The sequence below is a fragment of the Chitinophaga chungangae genome, assembly GCF_017742215.1.
In the GTDB taxonomy this organism is placed as follows: domain Bacteria; phylum Bacteroidota; class Bacteroidia; order Chitinophagales; family Chitinophagaceae; genus Chitinophaga; species Chitinophaga chungangae.
Genome location: NZ_JAGHKP010000002.1, coordinates 1002790 through 1021845, shown reverse-complemented (window position 1 = coordinate 1021845; position 19056 = coordinate 1002790). Strand labels below are relative to the sequence as shown.

The following is a 19056-nucleotide window of genomic DNA, read 5'->3' as shown; positions in this document are numbered from 1 at the left end:
ATTGGGGAAAAATATGAAAGACACAAGGACACGCATACTGATGGTGGATGATGACGAAGATGATTTTTTCCTTGTCAATACCCTGCTGCAGGACGTAGCGGGGGACCAGTATGATATCGAATGGGCGTCCACTTACGATAAGGCCATTGAAGCCATCGAAAAAAAGGAACACGAACTATACCTGGTCGATTACCGCCTCGGGCGCTACACCGGCCTGGACATTCTCCGGCATTTCCAGGCAATAGGCAACGACGCTCCCGTGATCATGCTCACCGGCAAGGGCGACTATGCGATAGACAACGAAGCCATGATGGCCGGCGCCTCCGATTACCTCGTGAAAGGCGAGATCACCGGCCCCGAGCTGGAACGTGCCGTGCGGTACGCCATTATGGAATCCCGGCATCTGCGCATTATTGCGGAAAGTCAGCGCAAATATTTCGGCATCTTCGAAAAAAGCCACGACCTGATCTTCCTGGCAGACTGCAACAAAAATATCATCGATGCGAACCCCATCGCACTGAAAAAAATGCAGTACACCCGCGAAGAGTTCCTCCGCATGAACCTCAAAGACCTGTTCATGGGCGAACTGGAAGCTACCCAATTCCTGCTGGACATTTGCCAGGACGATGCGATCGCGCAGAAGGAGTATTCCTTTAAAAATAAAAGCGGGCAGAAGCTGGAAATGCTTATCAACGCCAACAAACTCGACGAGCAGCTGGGCACTTTTCTCTGTGTGGCGGAAGACATTACCGAAAAGAAACGCGAGGAACATGAAAAACGGGCGCAGGAAAAATTCGTCATCTCCGGCCGCATCGCCCGCGTAATCGCCCACGAGGTGCGCAACCCGCTCACCAACATCCTGCTGGCCGTAGGGCAGATCAAACAGGAAGAAAATGTGGAGAAAGAAGAAAGCGATATGTACATGGACATCATCGAGCGGAACTGCACGCGCATCAACCAGCTGGTGACCGAGCTGCTGCAATCCACCCGCATGATGGAGCTGCACCTGCAGGAGCTTCACGTGAACACGCTGGTGAAAAACGCGCTGGCCCTGGCTTATGACCGTCTCCAGCTGAACAATATGCAGCTGAACGAGTTTTATACCGACGAGAACGTGACGCTGCAGGCAGATGAAGAAAAAATGAACATCGCACTGCTCAATATCTTCATCAACGCCATCGAAGCGATGATCCCCGGCGAAGGCATCCTCACCGTGAGCACGGAAGCGGAGAACGGCAAAGCCTTCATCCGAATCCGCGACAACGGCATGGGCATTCCCGAAGACAATAAAGCCCGACTGTTCGATCCGTTCTTCACGTCAAAAACCAAGGGAACCGGCCTGGGGCTTACTTCCACGCAGAATATCATCATCAACCACAAGGGTACCATACATGTGGAAAGCGCTCCCGGCGAAGGAACGCTGTTTATGATCGTATTGCCTTTGAGTTAGTGGGCGGTGTATTTTTTCAGGGCATTTTTCTTCGACCCGTCTTTATTGTCCAGCGTATGCGACGATGTGCTGACGGACGTTGCCCATCGGGCTTTGTAAATTTTCCATCCTTCTTTTTTCAGGATGCTGCGGCCTTCGGTGTCGTGGATCTCGTCTGTCCACCACTGTTCTTTCGGAACGGTTACCAGCGCAGGCGCGCCATGGCCGGGGGAAATACTTTTCACGTTATGCTGCAGCCTGCTTTTTACGGGCGCGAACTTTTTGCTGCCGGGGTTAAATTCCAGCAAAGTGTCTTCCATACTGAGCCACAGCGTTTGCGAGGCGGGCGCCACGATCATGTCGTGCGCATTTTTCCCCGGTATTTTTACGGAATCTTCTTTATGTAAAGCGGGCGTTTCGCGGGAATTGTTGTAGCGGAAGGCGTAAAGTTTGCTGCGCCCGCCGGCCCAGAGGCGGCCGTAATACCATACGGCGTTGTGCGCATCCGCGAGGAAAACCTTTTGTTTGAGGCGGCCCTGTTGATAACCGCCCGAAGTGTCCGCCCGGAAAACGCAAAGGTAATTGCCGGTGCTGGAAGCGGTCACGATATTACCATCGGGGAGCAGTTCGGCGGAATGCGTATTGCCGCCGGCATAATCGTAAAACACCGTCTTCCCGTCCTGCAGCCTTACCAGCGCCACACCGCCGCCGGACGCGCAGGTGAGCACGTAGCGGTTATCCATCACCATTTTTACGTCGCTGGGATTGCTGAACCATTTTTTGTGGTCTTCCGCCACATCGCCTGCCTTCCATTCCCAATACACCGTTCCGGTATTGGCGTCGGCCATAATGATGCGGTGGGCGGCCTGATCGGTGACCAGGACGGGAGGCAGCGGCTGCTGTGCGAAGTACAGGAGAAAGGGCAGCAATAGTGTATTCATAGGTGGAATTTACAAACAAAACGGGAGAAAGGATGACTTGCAGGCCGTCCCTTCCCCCGTTTTTATGGATCGAATTTTTACGCTGCGTAACTATACGGCCCGGCCGCGGATAATGTTGATCAGCACCGCGATAATGGCGAGTACCAGTAAAGCGTGGATCAGGCCGCCTGCGGAGTAAACGAAGAATCCGAGTAACCATCCTATGATAAGGATCACTGCGATCAGATAAAGTAAATTACTCATGGCATTAGATGTTTAGTTCACTTAATACATTCAAAATATTATGCCAACCCCGAAACCCCGGATTATTAATGCTGTAGCGGGTTTCCGGCTCACGGTTTGGGGAGGCGTTTCCACCATCAGTGGCAATTTCCCGCCATCGGCGCGCCATTGCGGCGGGGTATGGGCATGGCTTCTTTTTTGGACGGATGTAAGCATCAGATCACCCAAAAATTTTAACCATGGAAAATCATCAGAAAATCGCCGCCGTGGTGGAAGACCTCGTGAAGATCAACAACGACCGGATCGAAGGGTACCAGAAAGCCGCGAAACAGACCAATGAAACAGACCTGAAAGACCTCTTCGACGGCCTGATCGCCGACAGCAAACATTTTACGGTGGAATTGAACCGTTACCTCAGGAATATGGGCGAAGAAAGGGAAAGAGATACCACCCTTGCCGGGAAAATCTACCGCACCTGGATGGACGTGAAGGTGTCTTTCGGCGGCAACGACCGCCATACCATCCTGAAATCCTGCGAATTCGGCGAAGACGCGGCCCAGAAATCGTACCGCCAGGCGATGGAGCAGGACTATCTCCCGGAAGACCTCCGCGTCATCATCCGCCAGCAGCAAAACAAGCTCAAAGCCTCTCACGACAACATCCGCCACATGCGCGATGTGGAAGCCGTGAACAAATAAACATAAAAAAAGCTCCGGGAAATTTCCGGAGCTTTTTTTCGGGTTTCAATTTCAAAATTCGTAATGGATCAATCTATCTAAAAAAGGTTGGGGCTAATAGAACATGGAGCGTTCCGGGCAACAAAAAACGGATGCATGCAAAAAACTGTCCCGCACCTTTCGATGCAGGACAGCTTTGGCAAGCTTTCAGGTTGTAAATATGTTATGCTTTTGCATTGAACAGTAGTTATCCTGGTTTTGGATCCCTGTTGTAATGCTGCTAAACATTTTATAACCATATAAAGCAGCCAATAACTAAAACAACAGCTATGATAAAAGTATAACCGGTAAAAACGGTTATAGCTCGTTGATTAGCTTTTCAACTTCTTCTTTGGACTTTCCGAGTTTCGTCTGGAGCTTGCCGTACAGTTCATCTTCTTTCCCTTCTGTGTAGGTGAGATCATCGTCCGTCAGGTCCGCATATTTTTGTTTCAGCTTACCTTTGATCTCGTTCCATGCTCCTTTCAATTGCAGTGAGTTCATATGATAGTACTTTTACGGGAAAAAGTGCAATTAATGTACCATCGTGCCAAACAGGCTTTCAACTACAAATTTGGATGTATATTATCGCAGATTGGGGAAACAGCAGGAGGGAAAAATGTGGAAAATATTCCCCATTTATTGCTGTTTAGACATCTAATCGGCCCGGCAGAATGTTTGCAAGGGTATTAATGAAAGGAATTTTATCATAAAAACCGGACAGTGAGTTATGAATCCAGGAAAAAAAATATCCAGCGCATCCAGTATTACTTCCCGTGATGTCAGTAACCCCGGAAATCTACTTAAACCCAACACCATGGGAGATTTGATCTTAATCATCGACGATGAGCCGGATATATGCCAACTTCTTCAGCTGAGCCTGAGCAAACACGGGTACAAGGTGAAGTATGTGCATCGCCTTGTGGAAGGCATGCAGTTTTTGGAGCGCCAGCAGCCGGACGTACTGTTCCTGGACATTCATTTGCCCGACGGCTCGGGCCTCGAGGCCTTGCCCGTCATCAAAACCCAATACCCTGACCTGCCGGTGATCACCATCAGCGCATATGATAACGGGATGGAAAAACAACGCGCGCTAACAGCGGGAGCGGCCCACTTTTTGCCGAAACCTTTTAATGTAGGGGAATTACAGGAAATCCTTTTCGATGTCAAGAGCTGGTAAATACCAAGTGCATAATTATTAGTAAATTTAGTATCCGTCCAATATCAGATAATATGAAGAGTATCCTCATTATTGATGATGAAATAAACATTTGTACCCTGCTCAGCAAATTCCTGAGCAAACATGGCTTTAAGACAGACAGCACAATGACCGGCGCACAGGCCCTGAAAATGATGAAAGAGGAAGCCTATGACCTGGTGCTTTGTGATTACCGGCTGAAAGACACGGACGGGGCGCAGCTGCTCAACGACATCCGCGCGCTCAGGCCGCAAACGGTCGTGATCATCATCACCGGTTATTCCGATGTACGGATAGCGGTGGAGATGGTGAAAAACGGTGCTTACGATTACATTTCCAAACCTTTATACCCGGACGAGATCCTGGGCCTTGTAAACAAAGCGCTCTCGCAACCCGCGCCTTCCGCACAGGGGCCTGCAGTGGCGCCGCACGCGCATGAGGAAAGGCCGCAGCCCGGCGAGCCCGGCAAAAACGGCGGCGGAAAATACGTGTACGGCGAAAGCGAGCCGTCCAAGGCATTGTTCCGCGAACTGACGCTGGTGGCACCTACCGATTACAGCGTGATCCTTTTCGGGGAAACCGGCACGGGCAAAGAATCCGTGGCGCACCTCATTCACGATCACAGCAGCCGCAGCAACCAGCCTTTTATTGCCATCGACTGCGGCAGCCTGTCTAAAGAACTGGCGGCCAGCGAACTGTTCGGCCACGAAAAAGGCGCATTCACCGGCGCCATTGGCACCAAAATAGGCGCGTTCGAACAGGCGCACGGCGGCACCATCTTCCTCGACGAAATTGCCAATCTTTCTTACGATATCCAGGTGGCCCTGCTGCGCGTGATCCAGGAAAAACAGATCCGCCGCGTGGGCAGCATGAAGGAAATTGCGGTAGACGTACGCCTGATCGTTGCTTCCAACGAAAACCTGTTCGAAGCCGTGCAGAAAGGCAAGTTCCGGGAAGACCTTTTCCACCGTTTCAACGAATTTACCATCCATATCCCCCCGCTTCGCGTGCGTAATGAAGACCTGCCGTTATTCGTAGATTCCTTCCTGAGCCAGGTAAGCAAAGAGCTCAACAAACCCGAGCCGGTGATGACCGAGGAAGTTTGGGATTGTTTCCGCCAGTACGACTGGCCGGGCAACATCCGCGAACTGAAGAACGTGATCCGCCGTGCCAGCCTGCTCACCCCCTCCGGGAAAGAGATCACCATGGCCGCGCTGCCGCTGGAAATGAAAGCGGGAGGATTTTCCCGCCTCAGCAGCGCCGCAGCTGCCGCACCCTCCAGCACGATGGAAGACAGCGACGAAATGCCCGACCTGCCCATGCTCGACGAGAACGACCTGAAATCCGTCGCGCTCAAAGCCGAGTACAATAAGATCATCAACGTGCTGAAAGCGGTGAAGTACAACAAAACCAAAGCCGCCCAGCTGCTGAACATCGACCGGAAAACCCTCTACAACAAGTTGCGCCTTCTGAACATCAATTATTGATACATGGAAAATAAACCCCCGGTACCGGCGGGAAATGGGAAAGGAAACGGCAAAGCGCCGTTTTTCGAGCGGTTCGCTACCAAAGTGGTGAACGCCACCGGCAATCCCTGGGCCTTCATCATCGCATTCGCCGTAATCCTGGTGTGGGCGATCACAGGGCCGCTGTTCGGGTTTTCGGACACCTGGCAGCTGGTGATCAACACAGGCACCACTATCGTGACCTTCCTGATGGTGTTCATTATCCAGAAATCGCAGAACAAGGATTCCAAGTCCATCCAGCTGAAGCTCAACGAGCTGATCGCCGCTACCAAAACGGCGAGCAACCGGCTGATAGACGTGGAATCGATGTCTGAAGAAGAGTTAAATACCCTTCATAGTTTTTATACGAAACTGGCCTCGGAAATGAAAAAAAACCTGGACCTGAAACGCTCGCATTCCATCGAAGAGGCGATGGAGAACACGGAAAGCAAACTCAAAGGCAGAAGATAAATCACCTGTTCAATTCCTGCAGCAGGTCGGAGAGGTTCAGGCGCTCCGTATACATGTTCAGCCCGCCGTTTTCATCGACCGGCCATTCTTCCTTCGGCCTGTCCCAATACAATTCCAGCCCGTTGCCGTCCGGATCGTTGAGGTACAGCGCTTCAGAAACGCCATGGTCCGCAAAGCCGGTAAACTGCGCGCCGGCTTCGGTGAGCCTTTTGTAAATGGCCGCCAGGTCTTTTCTTTCAGGATACAAGATCGCCACATGGTATAGCCCCGCGGTATTCACTGGCGCGGGCGGCATGCCTTTGCTGTGCCAGGTGTTCAGCCCGATGTGGTGATGATAGCTGCCAGCGGAAATAAACGCCGCCTGGTCGCCGTAAGTCACCATCAATTCGAAACCCAGCAAACCACAATAAAAATCCAGCGAGCGCTGAAGATCGGAAACTTTGAGATGCACATGCCCGATGCGGGTCTGCGGCGGAACGGTATAGCTCATGAATACTGCTGTTTTTTTACACAAAGGTAAGCGGTTCCCTCCTTCAACCGGTAATATGTAATTGTCCGCTGAACCCGGTCGCGCTTGAGAACCGCTTTTGTATCAAAGTATCGTCAATGGCGTGATATCAGGGTATGTAACGCCATGCCCCGCGTATTTTTGTTCTGCCGCCAGGCGGCGGTGTTTGACACCAGGCACTAATCTAATACCAACAAAAAAAAGTTCACTTTGTTGCCGGGGCGATCGTTAACGTATTGCTACCAGAATAAGCCGGCAAACAGGAACCCCGCCGCTACCGATGCGCTCACGGCCACCAGCCCGGGTATCATAAAACTATGGTTCACAAGATATTTCCCGATGTGTGTGCTGCCGGTACGGTCGAAGTTGATGGCCGCCAGCAGCGTGGGGTAGCCGGGCAGCACGAAATCGCCGTTGGTGGCGGGGAACATAGCTACCAGGTTATGCGGTGCAATGCCCAGCAGCACGCCCAGCGGCATCAAAGCCTTGGTGGTGGCCGCCTGGCTGAACAGCAGCATGCTCAGCACGAACAATGCGATGGCAAACGTCCAGGGCGCGGCGGTGACCATATCGCCCAATGCATGTTCGATAGTGGTTTCGTGCGCGGCCATAAAAGTGGCGCTCATCCACACCACGCCGAAGATAGACACTACCGCCTGCCCGCCCGCGGTGAACAGGCTGGCTTTGGCCACCTCGGTGGTGGGCGTGCGGGTGAAAAGCAGCATCAGCGCGGCGGCCGCCAGCATCACCAGCTCTATCACCGCGGCCATTTTGATGGTGCCGTTCGCATTCACGGAAAGATTGGCCGCGCCGGGCTCAAACGTGGGCAACATGCCTTTGAAGGCGCCCGCCAGTACGATCGCCAGCACGGCAATGGCGAATATGATCACGGAAGTTTTGGCGCCGGGCTTCAGCGGTTTTTCGTCCGTTTTGGTTTCCGCGTCCAGCTCGGCGGCAAATTCAGGGTCTTTCATTTTTTCGAGGAACACGGGATCTTTTTCCAGGTCTTTCCCTTTTTTCCATACCACGATCACCCCGCACAAAATACCTACGAGACAGGCAGGGATACATACTTTTAAAATTTGCACTGGCTCCAGCGCGCCCGGCAAAATGGTGATCATGGCGGCGGTGGCGGCCGAAATGGGGCTGGCCGTAATGCCCAGGTGCGCTGCGATCACGGAAATGCTCAGCGGTCTTTCCGGCCTGATGCGTTTTTTTGTGGCTACTTCCGCGATAATGGGCAGCAGCGAATAAGTGATATGTGCAGTGCCGGCGAACACGGTGAAACAAAACGTCACCAGCGGGCCCATCAGCGTGATCATGGAGGGTTTGGAACGAAGGATCTTTTCCGCCACGCGCACGAGGTAATCCATACCGCCCGCGGCCTGCATGGTAGCGGCGGTAGACACCACGGCGAGAATAATGAGCATTACGTCTATCGGCGGCTCCGCGGGCCGCATGCGGAATACAAAAAGGTATACGGCCAGCGCCGCCATGCCCATTACGCCCAGGCCGATGCCTTTCATGCGCGCGCCAATGAGGATAGCCACTAAAAGAACTGCAAATTGAAGCCAGATCATGTTTTCGTTTATGTTTAGATGTGGAACTCATTTTGGTATTCGAAAAACATTTCCCGGACCTTCTTCGGGCCTTTTGTTGTAAGCAACGCCGGCATCAGCTGGTTACGGGCTTTCGCCGGTTCAGGTCCTCGCTCACTATGCTACCCGGCGCCTTGCCGTCCGTTTCCGCGTGCAGCGTTACCCGGCCGCTTCCCGTGCGCGACGAGCGCATTACCACGATGCCTGCGCTTTATCTTTCGCGTCTACCAGTATAGGATTCCTGTTCGAATAACCGTACAAGATATCGACTTTCAGCAAAGTATTCACCCCGCTGATATCAAATTCTGTTTCCCGGGTATGTTTCGTGAAATTAACTGTTGATGAATTTGGGGCGGATCATATTCTCGAACGTAAATATCTCGTCCCATTTTTCCTGGGTCACCAGTTTCTTTTCCTTCACCGCGATGTCGTGCACCGATTTGCCGGTTTCCAGCGCCTCGCGCGCAATGGCGGCCGATTTTTCATAGCCGATGATGGGATTCAGCTGGGTCACGATGCCAATGCTTTGCATCACCATCTGCTGCGTATGGTCCGCATTCGCCGTAATACCGTCCACGCATTTTTCGCGGAGCGTATTGCAGGCGTTGGTCATATATGTAATGGAAGTGAAGAGGGAAAACGAAATAACCGGCTCCATCACGTTCAGCTGCAGCTGACCGGCTTCCGCGGCCAGGGTAAGCGTAAGGTCGGCGCCGATCACGTAAAACGCGGTCTGGTTCACCACTTCGGGGATCACCGGGTTTACCTTGCCGGGCATGATGGACGAGCCGGGCTGCATGGGCGGGAGATTGATCTCGTTTAGCCCGCACCGTGGGCCGGACGATAACAGCCGCAGATCGTTGCAGATCTTGGAAACTTTCACGGCGGTTCGTTTCAGCACGCCAGACAGCTGCACGTAAGCCCCCGCGTCGTAGGTCGCTTCGATGAGGTCAGACGCCAGCTTGAGATCGAGGCCGGTCACTTCGCGGAGATATTTGGTCACCAGCTCGGGATATTCCTTCGGCGCGTTCACGCCGGTGCCAATGGCCGTGGCGCCCATGTTGATCTCGGAAATGAGGCTTTTGCTGTCTTCAATGCGCGACAGCTCCTCGCGGAGATTAGTGGCGAACGCTTTGAATTCATCGCCCATGCTCATGGGCACCGCGTCCTGCAATTGCGTGCGGCCCATTTTGAGCACCTGTTTAAATTCCTCGCCTTTGTTTTCGAAAGACTGGGCCAGTTTATCAAGACTGGTTTTATAATCGTTCAGCTTATTGATCAGCGCAATGCGGAAAGCCGTGGGATACGCGTCGTTGGTGGATTGCGAGCAGTTGACGTGATTGTTGGGATGACAAAATTCGTATTCGCCTTTTTGTTTTCCCATCATTTCCAGCGCCACGTTGGCGATCACTTCGTTCGCGTTCATGTTCACCGAAGTGCCCGCCCCGCCCTGGATGAGGTCGGTAATGAACTGGTCGTTGAATTCGCCGGCAATCACACGGTCCGCTGCTTTCACGATCTCCGACGCGATGTTTTTGTCGAATACGCCCAGCTCGGAATTGGCCAGGGCGGCGGCTTTTTTCACGAAACCGAGGGCCTGCACGAAAAGCGGCTCTACTTTCAGCGGGATGCCGGTGATGTGGAAATTCTCGATCGCCCGGAGGGTCTGGATACCATAATAAACATCTTTCGGGATCTCGCGCTCTCCCAGGAAGTCGTGTTCGCGACGTTGTGCCATAGCTAAATATTAAATGGTTTGTAACTTTCATTACAACATTGGAAAACAAGGATTTGTTTGGAGAATTGGGAATGAACGACTTACACGTGAGAGAACACACGTGCCGGAGAAGGTCAGCGGGGGATATTCTGATTCTGGTATTCCTGTCTTACTTTTTCCCGGTCCTGCTGGCGGTCTTCCGCCTGCCGGTATTTGAAATAAAAGAAGAACGCGAGGAAAAGGCAGAGTTTGAATAAAAGGAACGCCGCAAGAAAGATCCATTTCCAGACTTTATGCACGGTGATAAAGTCGGACTGGTTGGGCGCGATGTTGATGAAAGTGTAGTTCGGTTTTTTCTCGGGGCCGGCGTTGGTATCCGCCCAGTCGTAGGGTCGGAGGGTGCGCTGGCGCAGCTCAATGGGCGGCGGGTACGCATCTTCGAGCCAGAGTTTATGAAAGGTATTTTCGACGATTAGTAATTCTGTTTGCAGTTCCGGGTATTGGGGCAAAAGTCTTTCCATCTCCTCCCTTTCCTCGGGAGTAGCCAGGCCAAGCACGTAGCTTTCCACCATACCGTTTTCTATGTATTCTTCAACTTTCAACTGCGTCTTGAAAATCTTCTGAGCGCGGTCAGGGCTTCTTTCAGGTAATTAAGCACCTGCTCGTCTGTCATGTCTAATTGTTTCGCCGTCTCTATTCTTGAAAATCCCTTATAATAACACAAAACAAACACCCGTTTACATTGTTCGCTGAGGGCATTCATAAAGTGCAGGGCTCCACTTCTGCTGTGAGTGATGTCATTACCAGTTAATCCGGCGTCGGAGGGCGTTTTAATTGCCGTTTCCCGCGCCATTTTTATTAACCACGAAAATAAGGATATTCCGCGGCTTTGTTCATATTCATGGATATTTTTAAAAATTCTTTCGAAAGTGATCACAAGCAAGTCATCTGCAATCGGTTTCGCGCCGGTCAGTTGAATGAGGTGACCGTAAAGCGGGGCGGCATAACGGTCGTATAACCATTGTTTCGCCACGATATTGCCCTCGCGCAATTGTGCGAGAAGTATTTCTTCGGTAGGGACCTGCTCGGGTTGCAACAAAAACCTGCTTTGGTGTATTTAAAGTTACTGAAAAAATCAAAAGGCCGGCCTCGCGGCCGACCCTTTGCTCAATTAACCAAAAATGTACTATTTCAATGAGTTATGTAATTCTTTGAGTAAGGCCTTATCATCCTGGCTGTCGTAATCCGCGGCCCAGAGGTACGCCCCTTTGTAAGCAGACGTTTTCAGGAAGTCGCCTTTCTTTTTCACCAATGGCTGACCGTTGTAATACACGCCCTGCGCATGGTTCACCTGTTCTTTCGTGGCGGCTTGCGCATCGAAGCCGAGGATCGTTCTGTATGGCACATAATCGTACGAGCCCCAGTCGAGATTGTTGCCGTTCCCGTCTACCGCGTTGTACCGCAGCCCGAACGCGGGAATACCGATCACCAGTTTGTCCGCGGGCAGGTGAAAATCTACCCAGATCTTCGCCGCTGCAAGCATATAATCGTAGGAAGACGCCTGGCCTCTCGGCGCGCCCGGGCCTACATGCAGCCCGTCTTCAAACGCGCGCACATTCACCCAGGTGGCGGCGGCAAGGCTCGGATAATCCCAATGCTGCCATCCCGCGCCGACGGTTACGGTTACGATGGAGCCCGCCGGCAGCGAGGCTTTCAGCTCGGAGATAAACGGCGCGATGGCCGCCACGTTCTGCGCGTAAGCGCCGGAATTAATGTCGCTCATCATCACATCTACACCGTCCAGCTTGCGGGCGGTCACATAATTTGCAACGGCGGTTACCAGCGCGGCGCGTGTTGCCGGCGTGCGGATCGCCTCGCCAAAATCGTTCGCTTCATATAAAGCCCATCCGTCCACCGGCGAAAGCCTGCCCGCAAGGCCCAGCAGCACGGCCCTCCCTGCAATGTGCCCGCGCGCCACCAGTTCGTCCATACGCTGGTTGGTCTGCCCGGCCGAAAGGTCCACCGTACCGTCTGACGCTACGCGGCCGGCTAGGAACGTTACGTGGGTGGACTGCTCCCAGTTCACATTCAGCGCGGTGCCCTCCGCGGTGAGGTAAGACATGATCACTTTCGTATACGGTTTTGGCGTATAGGTCGCCGGCTTAACCAGCACTTTGGAGCTGCGCCCGCTTTTCAGGCCGTTCATTTCCACTTCCAGCGAAACCGTGTATTCGCCGCCCGCCGTGGGCGTAAAAGAAAAAACCGTGTCTTTGGACTTTTCTTCCCCGTCCACTTTCCAGGAAATATTCACTTTGCCGCCCGGGGAATACACCAGCCCTTTGAAGTCCGCCGTTTGCCCTTCGTCGAGGATGCGCACGGGCGAAATAAATGCGTTCTGTATATCGAAGATGCGCGGGTAATCTCCGGGGCCGAACTCGGGGTCTTTGATGCGTTCTTTCCCGCAAGCCGCGAGGGCGAGGATGCTAACCAGCAGTATATTTAGTTTTTTGTGCATGACCTTGATTGTTAGTGATTGAAATGCTATTGCTTATCCCACCATACGCGGCCCGTCCAGTCGTCTGTTTTCCCGTCCATGGCCTGCACCGCCTTGTTATAATTGTCGGCGTTCTGTTCTTTTTCGGAGAGCGGGTATTCGAACCTGCGCGGGATGCTGTTGATGCTGGAATAACCCGGCTTATAACCCGGCGTAAGCACCGGGAAACCGCTGCGGCGCCAGTTGGCATAAGCTTCGGGGCCGTTCATGAAAAGCGCCACCCACAGCTGGTGGTTGATCATGGCCAGTTCCTGCCCCGGTGCTATCACATTGTCTGTTTTGTATTTGTTGATCTCGGTATCGCCGATCTGCGGGCCGCCGCTGTAAATGGCGAGCTGTTTCATGGCGGCTTCTATGCCCCTGTTGTAATGCGCCATAAAATCGCCGTTGAGGTTGAGGCTCCAGCGGAAACATGCTTCGGCCAGCAGCAGCTCTGTTTCGGCATAAGTGAGGTGAAGGAAAGGCGCGTCGTTGGCGATGAGGAAATTGGCCAGCTGCAGCTTCTGCGTGTTGTTGCCCACATCGTAAGCGCCAAGGCCCGGCACCTGGATAGTGAAAGTGTTTTTCCAGTCGTCCCACACAAAATCGCCGTTTTTGCAGGCGGTATATCCCACTACGGCTTTCACTTCGTTGGTGATGTCTGTCCGCTCCATAAACGCGTACGGTTTGTCGATGTAATATTTGGCGATGTAATTCAGTCGCGGATCGTTGGTATTGCGCAGCGCGTCGATAAATACCTGGTTGAAGCGGTAAGGCACTACCTCACCTTGTGAAATGGAAGCGGAAAGACCGTTGCCGCGAACGTCCGCGTAATTGTTGAGGATGTTGGCGTGCGTCATTTTGCAGATGTCTTCGTTGCCTTCGAAAACCCCGCGTGCAAAAGCCTTCTCAGCCTCGGTTTTTGCTTTGGCCGCGTCGCGTTTCACAAGGCGCATGGCAAGACGAAGATGCAGGCTGTTGGCGAATTTTTTCCATTTGCCGATGTCGCCTTTGTAAAACTGGTCGTTGGCCACATTATCCCGCGAAGCGTCCAATGCAATGGATGCTTCGGTCAGTTCTTTGAAGAAGTCGTTGTAGATATCTTCCTGCCGGTCGTATTTCGGGCGCACGATCTTTTGCGTATATCCCGCGGAAGCTTCGCTGTAGGGAATGTCGCCGTACAGGTCGGTGAGGCGCGCGAAGAGGTACACCTTCATGATGCGAAGGATGTTGTAAAGATTGGGTTTCTTGGGATCGTCTTTGGCGCGGTTCACGGCGTCTACCAGGTTCAGCACGTCGTTGGTGTAGTTCAGTTCCCAGAGGATGCTCATATATTGCTGCTGCTTTACGTAAAAGCCGCCATACTGGCAGGCCCAGGCGCCGCCCAGCTGTTGAACCATGGGCATGCACATGAAAGTGCTCACCCTTTCATTGGATTCAAGGTCGCCGGAAAAACGGGCCTGTACCTGTACCAGTTGAAGGGCAGGGTCCATAGTGGTGCTTTGCGTGGGATTGGTGTTCATATCCCCGAAGTCGTTGCAGCCCACCATCATCAGGCCCAGGCATACCAGGAAATTATAATAACTTTTCATACGGGTTCTTTTTTTGTGGTTCATACGGCTCGGTTTAAAGTCTCACGTTGAGGTTCAGCCCCCAGCTCCTGCGCGATGGCAGCGAGCCGTATTCGAGGCCCTGACCGTTCCCGTTGTTGTAGTTGGAATCCGGGTCTACGTTCGGTACATTCTTATGCAGGATGAACGGGTTGCGGCTCACTACCGAAACGGTTACCGCGCCTATCCCCGCTTTTTTCAGCATCGCCTGCGGCAAACTGTACATCAGCGCCAGCTCCCGCACTTTGATGTAGGACGCATCGTAGAGGAACGGCGAGGTGATGCCTTTTGCGTCCGCATAAAACAACGACCAGTATTGCCCCGGGTCCATCGCCTGCGTGTTTTTCACGTACACCGGCTTGCCCGCATTGTCTACCCCGTTCCGCACAACGCCCTGCGGCACATATCCTCTCACATTGCCCGCCTCTTTCCATTCCACCGGGGTTTTGTTCGCGGCCATCCTTTCTTCTTCGGAATGTATCCACTCCTGCCGGCCTTCCAGCGTAATTTCATGACTGCCCCTCAGCACCGCGAAAAGATTGGTCATCGAGAAAAGATCGGCGCCCTGTTTCATGTCCAGAATGGCGTTGAACGTAAAGTTTTTGTAAGACAGCGTGGTGGTTAAACCGCCCGTCCAGTCCCAGGTGCCTTTGCCCATTACCTTGCGTTCGTCTGTGGGCATAGGCGTAAGGGTGATGGAATCGAGAATGACGTTGCCCGACGGATCTCTCTGGTAATCGTACCCGAGTATGGCGCCGTACGGGGCCTCCGGTTGCGCTACCACTGAAACGCCCAGCCAGCGCGCATCGGAGAGCGTCAGGAAGGGAATGCCCGTGGCAAGGCTCTTCACGGTATTTTTGTTGCGCGCGGCGTTCACACTGATGTCCCACCGGAAATTTTCCGTGCGTACGGGCGTTGCAGACAATGCGATCTCGATGCCCTTGTTCTGTATCACTCCCGCATTCACCAGCCTGGTGCGGTAGCCGGACGAAGTGGGGATGGGCACATAGTTGATCTGGTCCCGCGAATCCTGCGTGTACGCCGTTACGTCCAGGCCGATGTTGCCGCTGAAGAACTTCAGTTCGGTGCCTACTTCGTAAGACCGGGTACGCGTGGGCCGCAGCGAATCGGGCGGCAGCACGGTGGTGCTGATGCCGCCTGCGGCATCGCCGTTTATTTTCTGCTGCAGCAGCGCATAGTTCAGGTTCAGCATATGCGGATCGGTGTCGTTGCCCACTTCCGCTACAGACGCGCGCAGCTTGCCGTACGTCAGCACTTTGTTTTTTATTTTGAACGCGTCGGTAAAAATGAAGCTGCCGGAGAAGGAAGAATAGAGGTAGGTATTATCTGTTGTGGGTAACGTGGAAGATGCGTCGCGGCGAACGGTCACGTCCAGGTACGCCCAGTTTTTATATGCGCCGCTGAACAGTCCGTAAAAGGAATTGATCCTTTTGCGGGATTCGGTTTCCGTCGCTACACGGTCGTTGAAGCTGTTGATGGAAATTTCTTCCAGCTGCATGTCCGTGCCCATCAGGTTCACGCCTGGGCGAGAATATTGCGAGAGACTGCTGCCCAAACGCGCCGCGCCGTACCAGTTGGGCGTAAATTGTTTCTGCAAAGTAAGCAGCAGATCCGCCTCCGTGGTATGGAACTTCTGGTCGATGCCTTCGTAACGGCCGGTGATGGAGCCGGGCGTGCTGGGCGGACTGTATTTCCGGTATTTAAAATAAGTGATGTCTGTTGAAAAACGCCCCTGTAAACCGATCCAGTCGGCGAACTGGTAATTGGTCACGATGTTGCCCATGATCCTGTCTTTCTTCGTGGAGTTGCGCATTTCGTTGATCACCCAGTAGGGGTTCAGACGGTATTCTCCGCCGCCCCAGTCCACATAATCGCCGTTATCGTTTTTATAACCGGTGGAAAAAATGCTCTGGTCGATGTTATTCGCAAGGCCTACGAACGCATTGCCGATATTGCCCGCATCGTCTGCCAGCGCGGGGCGGTTGTTCACTTCCTCGCGCATGTACATCACTTTTGCGTCGAGCGTAAGGCGTTTGCCGAATTTGGAATTGCTGGAGAAATTGGCGGTGTTGCGGCGCATTTCGCTGGTGGGCACGATGTCGTTATTTTTCAGGTCAGACAGGGAAAGGCGGAAGGCGGTGTTGTCTGTTGCGCTGGTGAGGGAGATCGTGTTGGTGAAAGTGGAGCCGGTGCGGAAGAAATTTTCGATGTTGTTCTGCACGAGGCCGTAGGGGCGCTGTTTGCCGTCGAAGCTGGCTACCATCAGCGTGGGATCGAGCCTTGCGCCGAAATTGCTGAACATGGTGGTGCGCGCCTGGTCTCGGTCCCGCGGGATCGTTCCGCCCGTACCCTGACCGTATTGATATTGATAATCGTCGAAACGGGTCAGCTGTTTTTCCATGGTGGCGGTGCTGTTGAACTCGATGCCGAGGGCTTTTTTCAGCGTGCCTTTTTTGGTGGTGATGAGTATCACGCCGTGGCCCGCGCGGCTGCCGTAAAGGGCGGAAGCGGAAGGGCCTTTCAGCACGCTGATCGTTTCGATATCGTCCGGGTTGATGGCGGAGATCGCGTCGCCGAAATCGAAGCCGCTGGAATATTTATCGCCGCTCACCTGGCCGTAGTTGGAATTGTCGATAGGCACGCCGTCTACCACGTACAGCGGCTGGTTGTTGCCGGAGATCTGCGTGTTGCCGCGGATGATCACGCGGCTGGAGCCCGCGGGCCCGCCGGCCGTGCTGTTGATGATGAGGCCGGGCACTTTGCCGGCGAGGGAATTGATCACATTGGTTTCGCGGGCGCGTTTCATATCGTCTCCATTCACTTCCGCATGCGCATAACCGAGCGCGCGGGCTTCGCGTTTGATGCCGAGGGCCGTTACCACTACGGTTCCCAGGTCGGTCACTTTTTCTTTCATGGTCACCACCATCGTTGACCCCTCGGCGCCTGCTGCATTCACCTGCCGCTCGAACCCGATCATGGAAAACTCGATATGATCGCCCGGCGCCGCGTCGATGCTGAAAACACCGTCTGCCAAAGTATGCACCGCTTTCCTGAGCCGCTGGTTATGCACGGTAACGCCGGGCAGCGGTTCATTTTTTTCGTTCAGAACTTTTCCGTGCAGGCGGTAATCGGCCGCGGCCGGCGGTTCGTTTGAAGGGCGCAGCATCACGATGTTGTCCGTGATCCTGTAATTGGAGTTGATGGCTTTGCAAAGCCGCTCGACCACCGCATCCAGCCGCTGACTGTCGATCTTCAGCCGGACGGGCATATCTTCTTTAATACCGGAGGGGTTGTAAGAAAAACGAACGTTGGCGGCCTGTTCTATCTGCCTGAAAACGCTGGACAGCGCTGTGTTTTCCCAGTTAAACGAATAAACTTTCTGTTGTGCGCTGGTTGCTGTACTGATGGTGAGGCATAGCCATAGCAATGCCGGCATCATACATGAACGTGGTATAGTTCTCTTCATGTATAAAGGATTTAGGATCTTGAAAATTGCGTCCTGTCTAAAAACGGATCACCACCTCATTGTGATCCAGGCGGTAAGTAAAGTTGTTGGTAAAGCTAATTGCGTCCAGTACTACGTTCAGTTGCTGATCATGAAATATGCCGGTAAACATGACTTTGCCGGCAGGGCGTTTTTCCAACCTCACGTTTACGCCGTAATATTCCTTTAAAATAGCGGTGATCTGGTCCATGTCCGCATTGGCGAATTCCACTTTCCGGCTGATCCAGTTCTGCATATCCTCTTTTTTGAAAACATTCTTTTTCAGCGGCGCGCCGTTTTCCACCACGGCTTCTTCCCCGGGCTGCAGCTCCATGGCGGCCGCGTCGGCTTCCACGCGCACTTTGCCGGAGGAAAGCATTACCTGCGCATCTTCCCCGTAACAGCGTACTTTGAATTCAGTGCCCAGCACGGTGGTGGCGGCTTTCCGGGTTACCACGGTGAAAGGCAGGTTGGTATTGGATTTTACGGCAAAAAACGCTTCGCCGTCGAGGTATACGTTACGGTCTTTTTTCCCGAAAGCGTCGCTGAGCTGCAAGGTGCTGGCGGTGCCCAGCAATACCTGCGAACCGTCGGGCAGGCTGAAAGTCTTGCGGTCCTGCGTGCCCGTTTGCGCGAGGGTATTGTAATGGGTGATGTGTTTTTCGGTATCCTCGAAAAGCAGGAACGCGGAAGCCGCAATAATGGCGACGCCGGCGGCGGCTATCCAGCGGTAGGGCAGCCTGCGCACGCGCGGGGCGATGGAACGGGTTACTTCCTGCGCGTCGAGGCTTTCTTTCAAACGCTCCAGCGCGGCGGCTTTCAACGAAACGGGCGGGTATCCTTGCATAAGGCGGAATAATTCTCGGGCACGGTCTGCCTCGGGCCGCTGGCCGGGAAGCTTCTCCAGCAACTCCTGCCAATATTGTACATCCGCTGCAGGCGCGCCTTTACAATAATGGATAAATGATGTGTCGAGCAGCAGTTCTTCTGCGGTCTGATGCGAATATTGCATGTCCTGATCTGGTTGATACATACAAGTGCGGGAAAGCTTTCCTTTTTACCAATGAAATGCAAAAAATAATTTATTTTACTTCAGATCAACC

The 19056-nt window shown here is 53.3% G+C and carries 17 protein-coding genes; 5 read left to right on the top strand and 12 right to left on the bottom strand.

Annotation, left to right across the window (positions count from 1 at the left end):
- Nucleotides 1-13: 13 nt before the first annotated feature.
- Nucleotides 14-1450: a hybrid sensor histidine kinase/response regulator gene (locus tag J7I43_RS12470; protein WP_209146007.1), complete on the top strand. Its 1437-nt coding sequence runs from the start codon at nucleotides 14-16 to the stop codon at nucleotides 1448-1450.
- On the opposite strand, the gene J7I43_RS12465 is transcribed toward J7I43_RS12470, so the two are convergent.
- Nucleotides 1447-2370, bottom strand: coding sequence for a DUF6528 family protein (locus tag J7I43_RS12465; RefSeq protein WP_209146006.1), 924 nt, complete (start codon nucleotides 2368-2370; stop codon nucleotides 1447-1449). The two genes, J7I43_RS12470 and J7I43_RS12465, sit on opposite strands and share 4 nt — an antisense overlap.
- 90 nt (nucleotides 2371-2460) lie before the next feature.
- Nucleotides 2461-2613 carry a lmo0937 family membrane protein gene (locus tag J7I43_RS12460; protein ID WP_120519031.1) on the bottom strand — a complete coding sequence of 51 codons (153 nt, stop codon included), beginning with the start codon at nucleotides 2611-2613 and terminating at the stop codon, nucleotides 2461-2463.
- Between the two features lie 218 nt (nucleotides 2614-2831).
- Between J7I43_RS12460 and J7I43_RS12455 the strand changes: the two genes are divergently transcribed.
- Complete coding sequence (locus J7I43_RS12455; protein ID WP_209146005.1) at nucleotides 2832-3290, top strand: ferritin-like domain-containing protein; 459 nt, start codon at nucleotides 2832-2834, stop codon at nucleotides 3288-3290.
- Between the two features lie 336 nt (nucleotides 3291-3626).
- Here the strand turns inward: J7I43_RS12455 and J7I43_RS12450 are convergent, their stop codons facing one another.
- Entirely contained in the window at nucleotides 3627-3812 is a 186-nt protein-coding gene (locus J7I43_RS12450) for a CsbD family protein (RefSeq protein ID WP_209146004.1), read from the bottom strand.
- Nucleotides 3813-4125: 313 nt separating this feature from the next.
- Here J7I43_RS12450 and J7I43_RS12445 point away from each other — a divergent pair, with 313 nt between their 5' ends.
- Genes J7I43_RS12445 through J7I43_RS12435 form a run of 3 tightly spaced genes read left to right on the top strand, consistent with a single transcriptional unit; the run spans nucleotide 4126 to nucleotide 6482 of the window.
- Nucleotides 4126-4488 (top strand): response regulator, encoded by a 363-nt coding sequence (locus J7I43_RS12445; protein ID WP_209146003.1) that lies wholly within the window; start codon nucleotides 4126-4128, stop codon nucleotides 4486-4488.
- Nucleotides 4489-4541: 53 nt separating this feature from the next.
- Nucleotides 4542-5993, top strand: coding sequence for a sigma-54-dependent transcriptional regulator (locus tag J7I43_RS12440; protein ID WP_209146002.1), 1452 nt, complete (start codon nucleotides 4542-4544; stop codon nucleotides 5991-5993).
- A 3-nt stretch (nucleotides 5994-5996) separates the two neighbouring features.
- Entirely contained in the window at nucleotides 5997-6482 is a 486-nt protein-coding gene (locus J7I43_RS12435; protein ID WP_209146001.1) for a low affinity iron permease family protein, read from the top strand.
- A gap of 1 nt (nucleotide 6483) precedes the next feature.
- Here J7I43_RS12435 and J7I43_RS12430 read toward each other — a convergent pair whose 3' ends face one another.
- From J7I43_RS12430 to J7I43_RS12390, 9 genes are all read right to left on the bottom strand, one after another.
- Nucleotides 6484-6972, bottom strand: a complete 489-nt coding sequence (locus J7I43_RS12430; protein WP_209146000.1) for a VOC family protein — start codon at nucleotides 6970-6972, stop codon at nucleotides 6484-6486.
- A 257-nt stretch (nucleotides 6973-7229) separates the two neighbouring features.
- Complete coding sequence (locus J7I43_RS12425) at nucleotides 7230-8570, bottom strand: anaerobic C4-dicarboxylate transporter family protein (RefSeq protein ID WP_209145999.1); 1341 nt, start codon at nucleotides 8568-8570, stop codon at nucleotides 7230-7232.
- A gap of 349 nt (nucleotides 8571-8919) precedes the next feature.
- Nucleotides 8920-10326 carry an aspartate ammonia-lyase gene (gene aspA, locus J7I43_RS12420; protein WP_209145998.1) on the bottom strand — a complete coding sequence of 469 codons (1407 nt, stop codon included), beginning with the start codon at nucleotides 10324-10326 and terminating at the stop codon, nucleotides 8920-8922.
- Between the two features lie 113 nt (nucleotides 10327-10439).
- Nucleotides 10440-10877 (bottom strand): hypothetical protein, encoded by a 438-nt coding sequence (locus tag J7I43_RS12415; RefSeq protein ID WP_209145997.1) that lies wholly within the window; start codon nucleotides 10875-10877, stop codon nucleotides 10440-10442.
- A 26-nt stretch (nucleotides 10878-10903) separates the two neighbouring features.
- Nucleotides 10904-11404 (bottom strand): RNA polymerase sigma factor, encoded by a 501-nt coding sequence (locus J7I43_RS12410; protein ID WP_209145996.1) that lies wholly within the window; start codon nucleotides 11402-11404, stop codon nucleotides 10904-10906.
- Nucleotides 11405-11491: 87 nt separating this feature from the next.
- Nucleotides 11492-12820, bottom strand: a complete 1329-nt coding sequence (locus J7I43_RS12405) for a glycosyl hydrolase family 18 protein (RefSeq protein WP_209145995.1) — start codon at nucleotides 12818-12820, stop codon at nucleotides 11492-11494.
- A 26-nt stretch (nucleotides 12821-12846) separates the two neighbouring features.
- Complete coding sequence (locus tag J7I43_RS12400; protein ID WP_209145994.1) at nucleotides 12847-14430, bottom strand: SusD/RagB family nutrient-binding outer membrane lipoprotein; 1584 nt, start codon at nucleotides 14428-14430, stop codon at nucleotides 12847-12849.
- Between the two features lie 34 nt (nucleotides 14431-14464).
- Entirely contained in the window at nucleotides 14465-17935 is a 3471-nt protein-coding gene (locus J7I43_RS12395) for a SusC/RagA family TonB-linked outer membrane protein (protein WP_209145993.1), read from the bottom strand.
- A gap of 37 nt (nucleotides 17936-17972) precedes the next feature.
- On the bottom strand, nucleotides 17973-18986 hold the full coding sequence (locus J7I43_RS12390; RefSeq protein WP_209145992.1) for a FecR family protein: 1014 nt from the start codon (nucleotides 18984-18986) through the stop codon (nucleotides 17973-17975).
- Between the last annotated feature and the right edge of the window lie 70 nt (nucleotides 18987-19056).

Coding starts and splice junctions, on each gene's coding strand:
- J7I43_RS12400 (WP_209145994.1), bottom strand. CDS start 14,430: ATGAAAAGTTATTATAATTTCCTGGTATGCCTGGGCCTGATGATGGTG.
- J7I43_RS12470 (WP_209146007.1), top strand. CDS start 14: ATGAAAGACACAAGGACACGCATACTGATGGTGGATGATGACGAAGAT.
- J7I43_RS12435 (WP_209146001.1), top strand. CDS start 5,997: ATGGAAAATAAACCCCCGGTACCGGCGGGAAATGGGAAAGGAAACGGC.
- J7I43_RS12465 (WP_209146006.1), bottom strand. CDS start 2,370: ATGAATACACTATTGCTGCCCTTTCTCCTGTACTTCGCACAGCAGCCG.
- J7I43_RS12445 (WP_209146003.1), top strand. CDS start 4,126: ATGGGAGATTTGATCTTAATCATCGACGATGAGCCGGATATATGCCAA.
- aspA (WP_209145998.1), bottom strand. CDS start 10,326: ATGGCACAACGTCGCGAACACGACTTCCTGGGAGAGCGCGAGATCCCG.
- J7I43_RS12395 (WP_209145993.1), bottom strand. CDS start 17,935: ATGAAGAGAACTATACCACGTTCATGTATGATGCCGGCATTGCTATGG.
- J7I43_RS12440 (WP_209146002.1), top strand. CDS start 4,542: ATGAAGAGTATCCTCATTATTGATGATGAAATAAACATTTGTACCCTG.
- J7I43_RS12425 (WP_209145999.1), bottom strand. CDS start 8,570: ATGATCTGGCTTCAATTTGCAGTTCTTTTAGTGGCTATCCTCATTGGC.
- J7I43_RS12455 (WP_209146005.1), top strand. CDS start 2,832: ATGGAAAATCATCAGAAAATCGCCGCCGTGGTGGAAGACCTCGTGAAG.
- J7I43_RS12450 (WP_209146004.1), bottom strand. CDS start 3,812: ATGAACTCACTGCAATTGAAAGGAGCATGGAACGAGATCAAAGGTAAG.
- J7I43_RS12415 (WP_209145997.1), bottom strand. CDS start 10,877: ATGGTGGAAAGCTACGTGCTTGGCCTGGCTACTCCCGAGGAAAGGGAG.
- J7I43_RS12430 (WP_209146000.1), bottom strand. CDS start 6,972: ATGAGCTATACCGTTCCGCCGCAGACCCGCATCGGGCATGTGCATCTC.
- J7I43_RS12390 (WP_209145992.1), bottom strand. CDS start 18,986: ATGTATCAACCAGATCAGGACATGCAATATTCGCATCAGACCGCAGAA.
- J7I43_RS12460 (WP_120519031.1), bottom strand. CDS start 2,613: ATGAGTAATTTACTTTATCTGATCGCAGTGATCCTTATCATAGGATGG.
- J7I43_RS12405 (WP_209145995.1), bottom strand. CDS start 12,820: ATGCACAAAAAACTAAATATACTGCTGGTTAGCATCCTCGCCCTCGCG.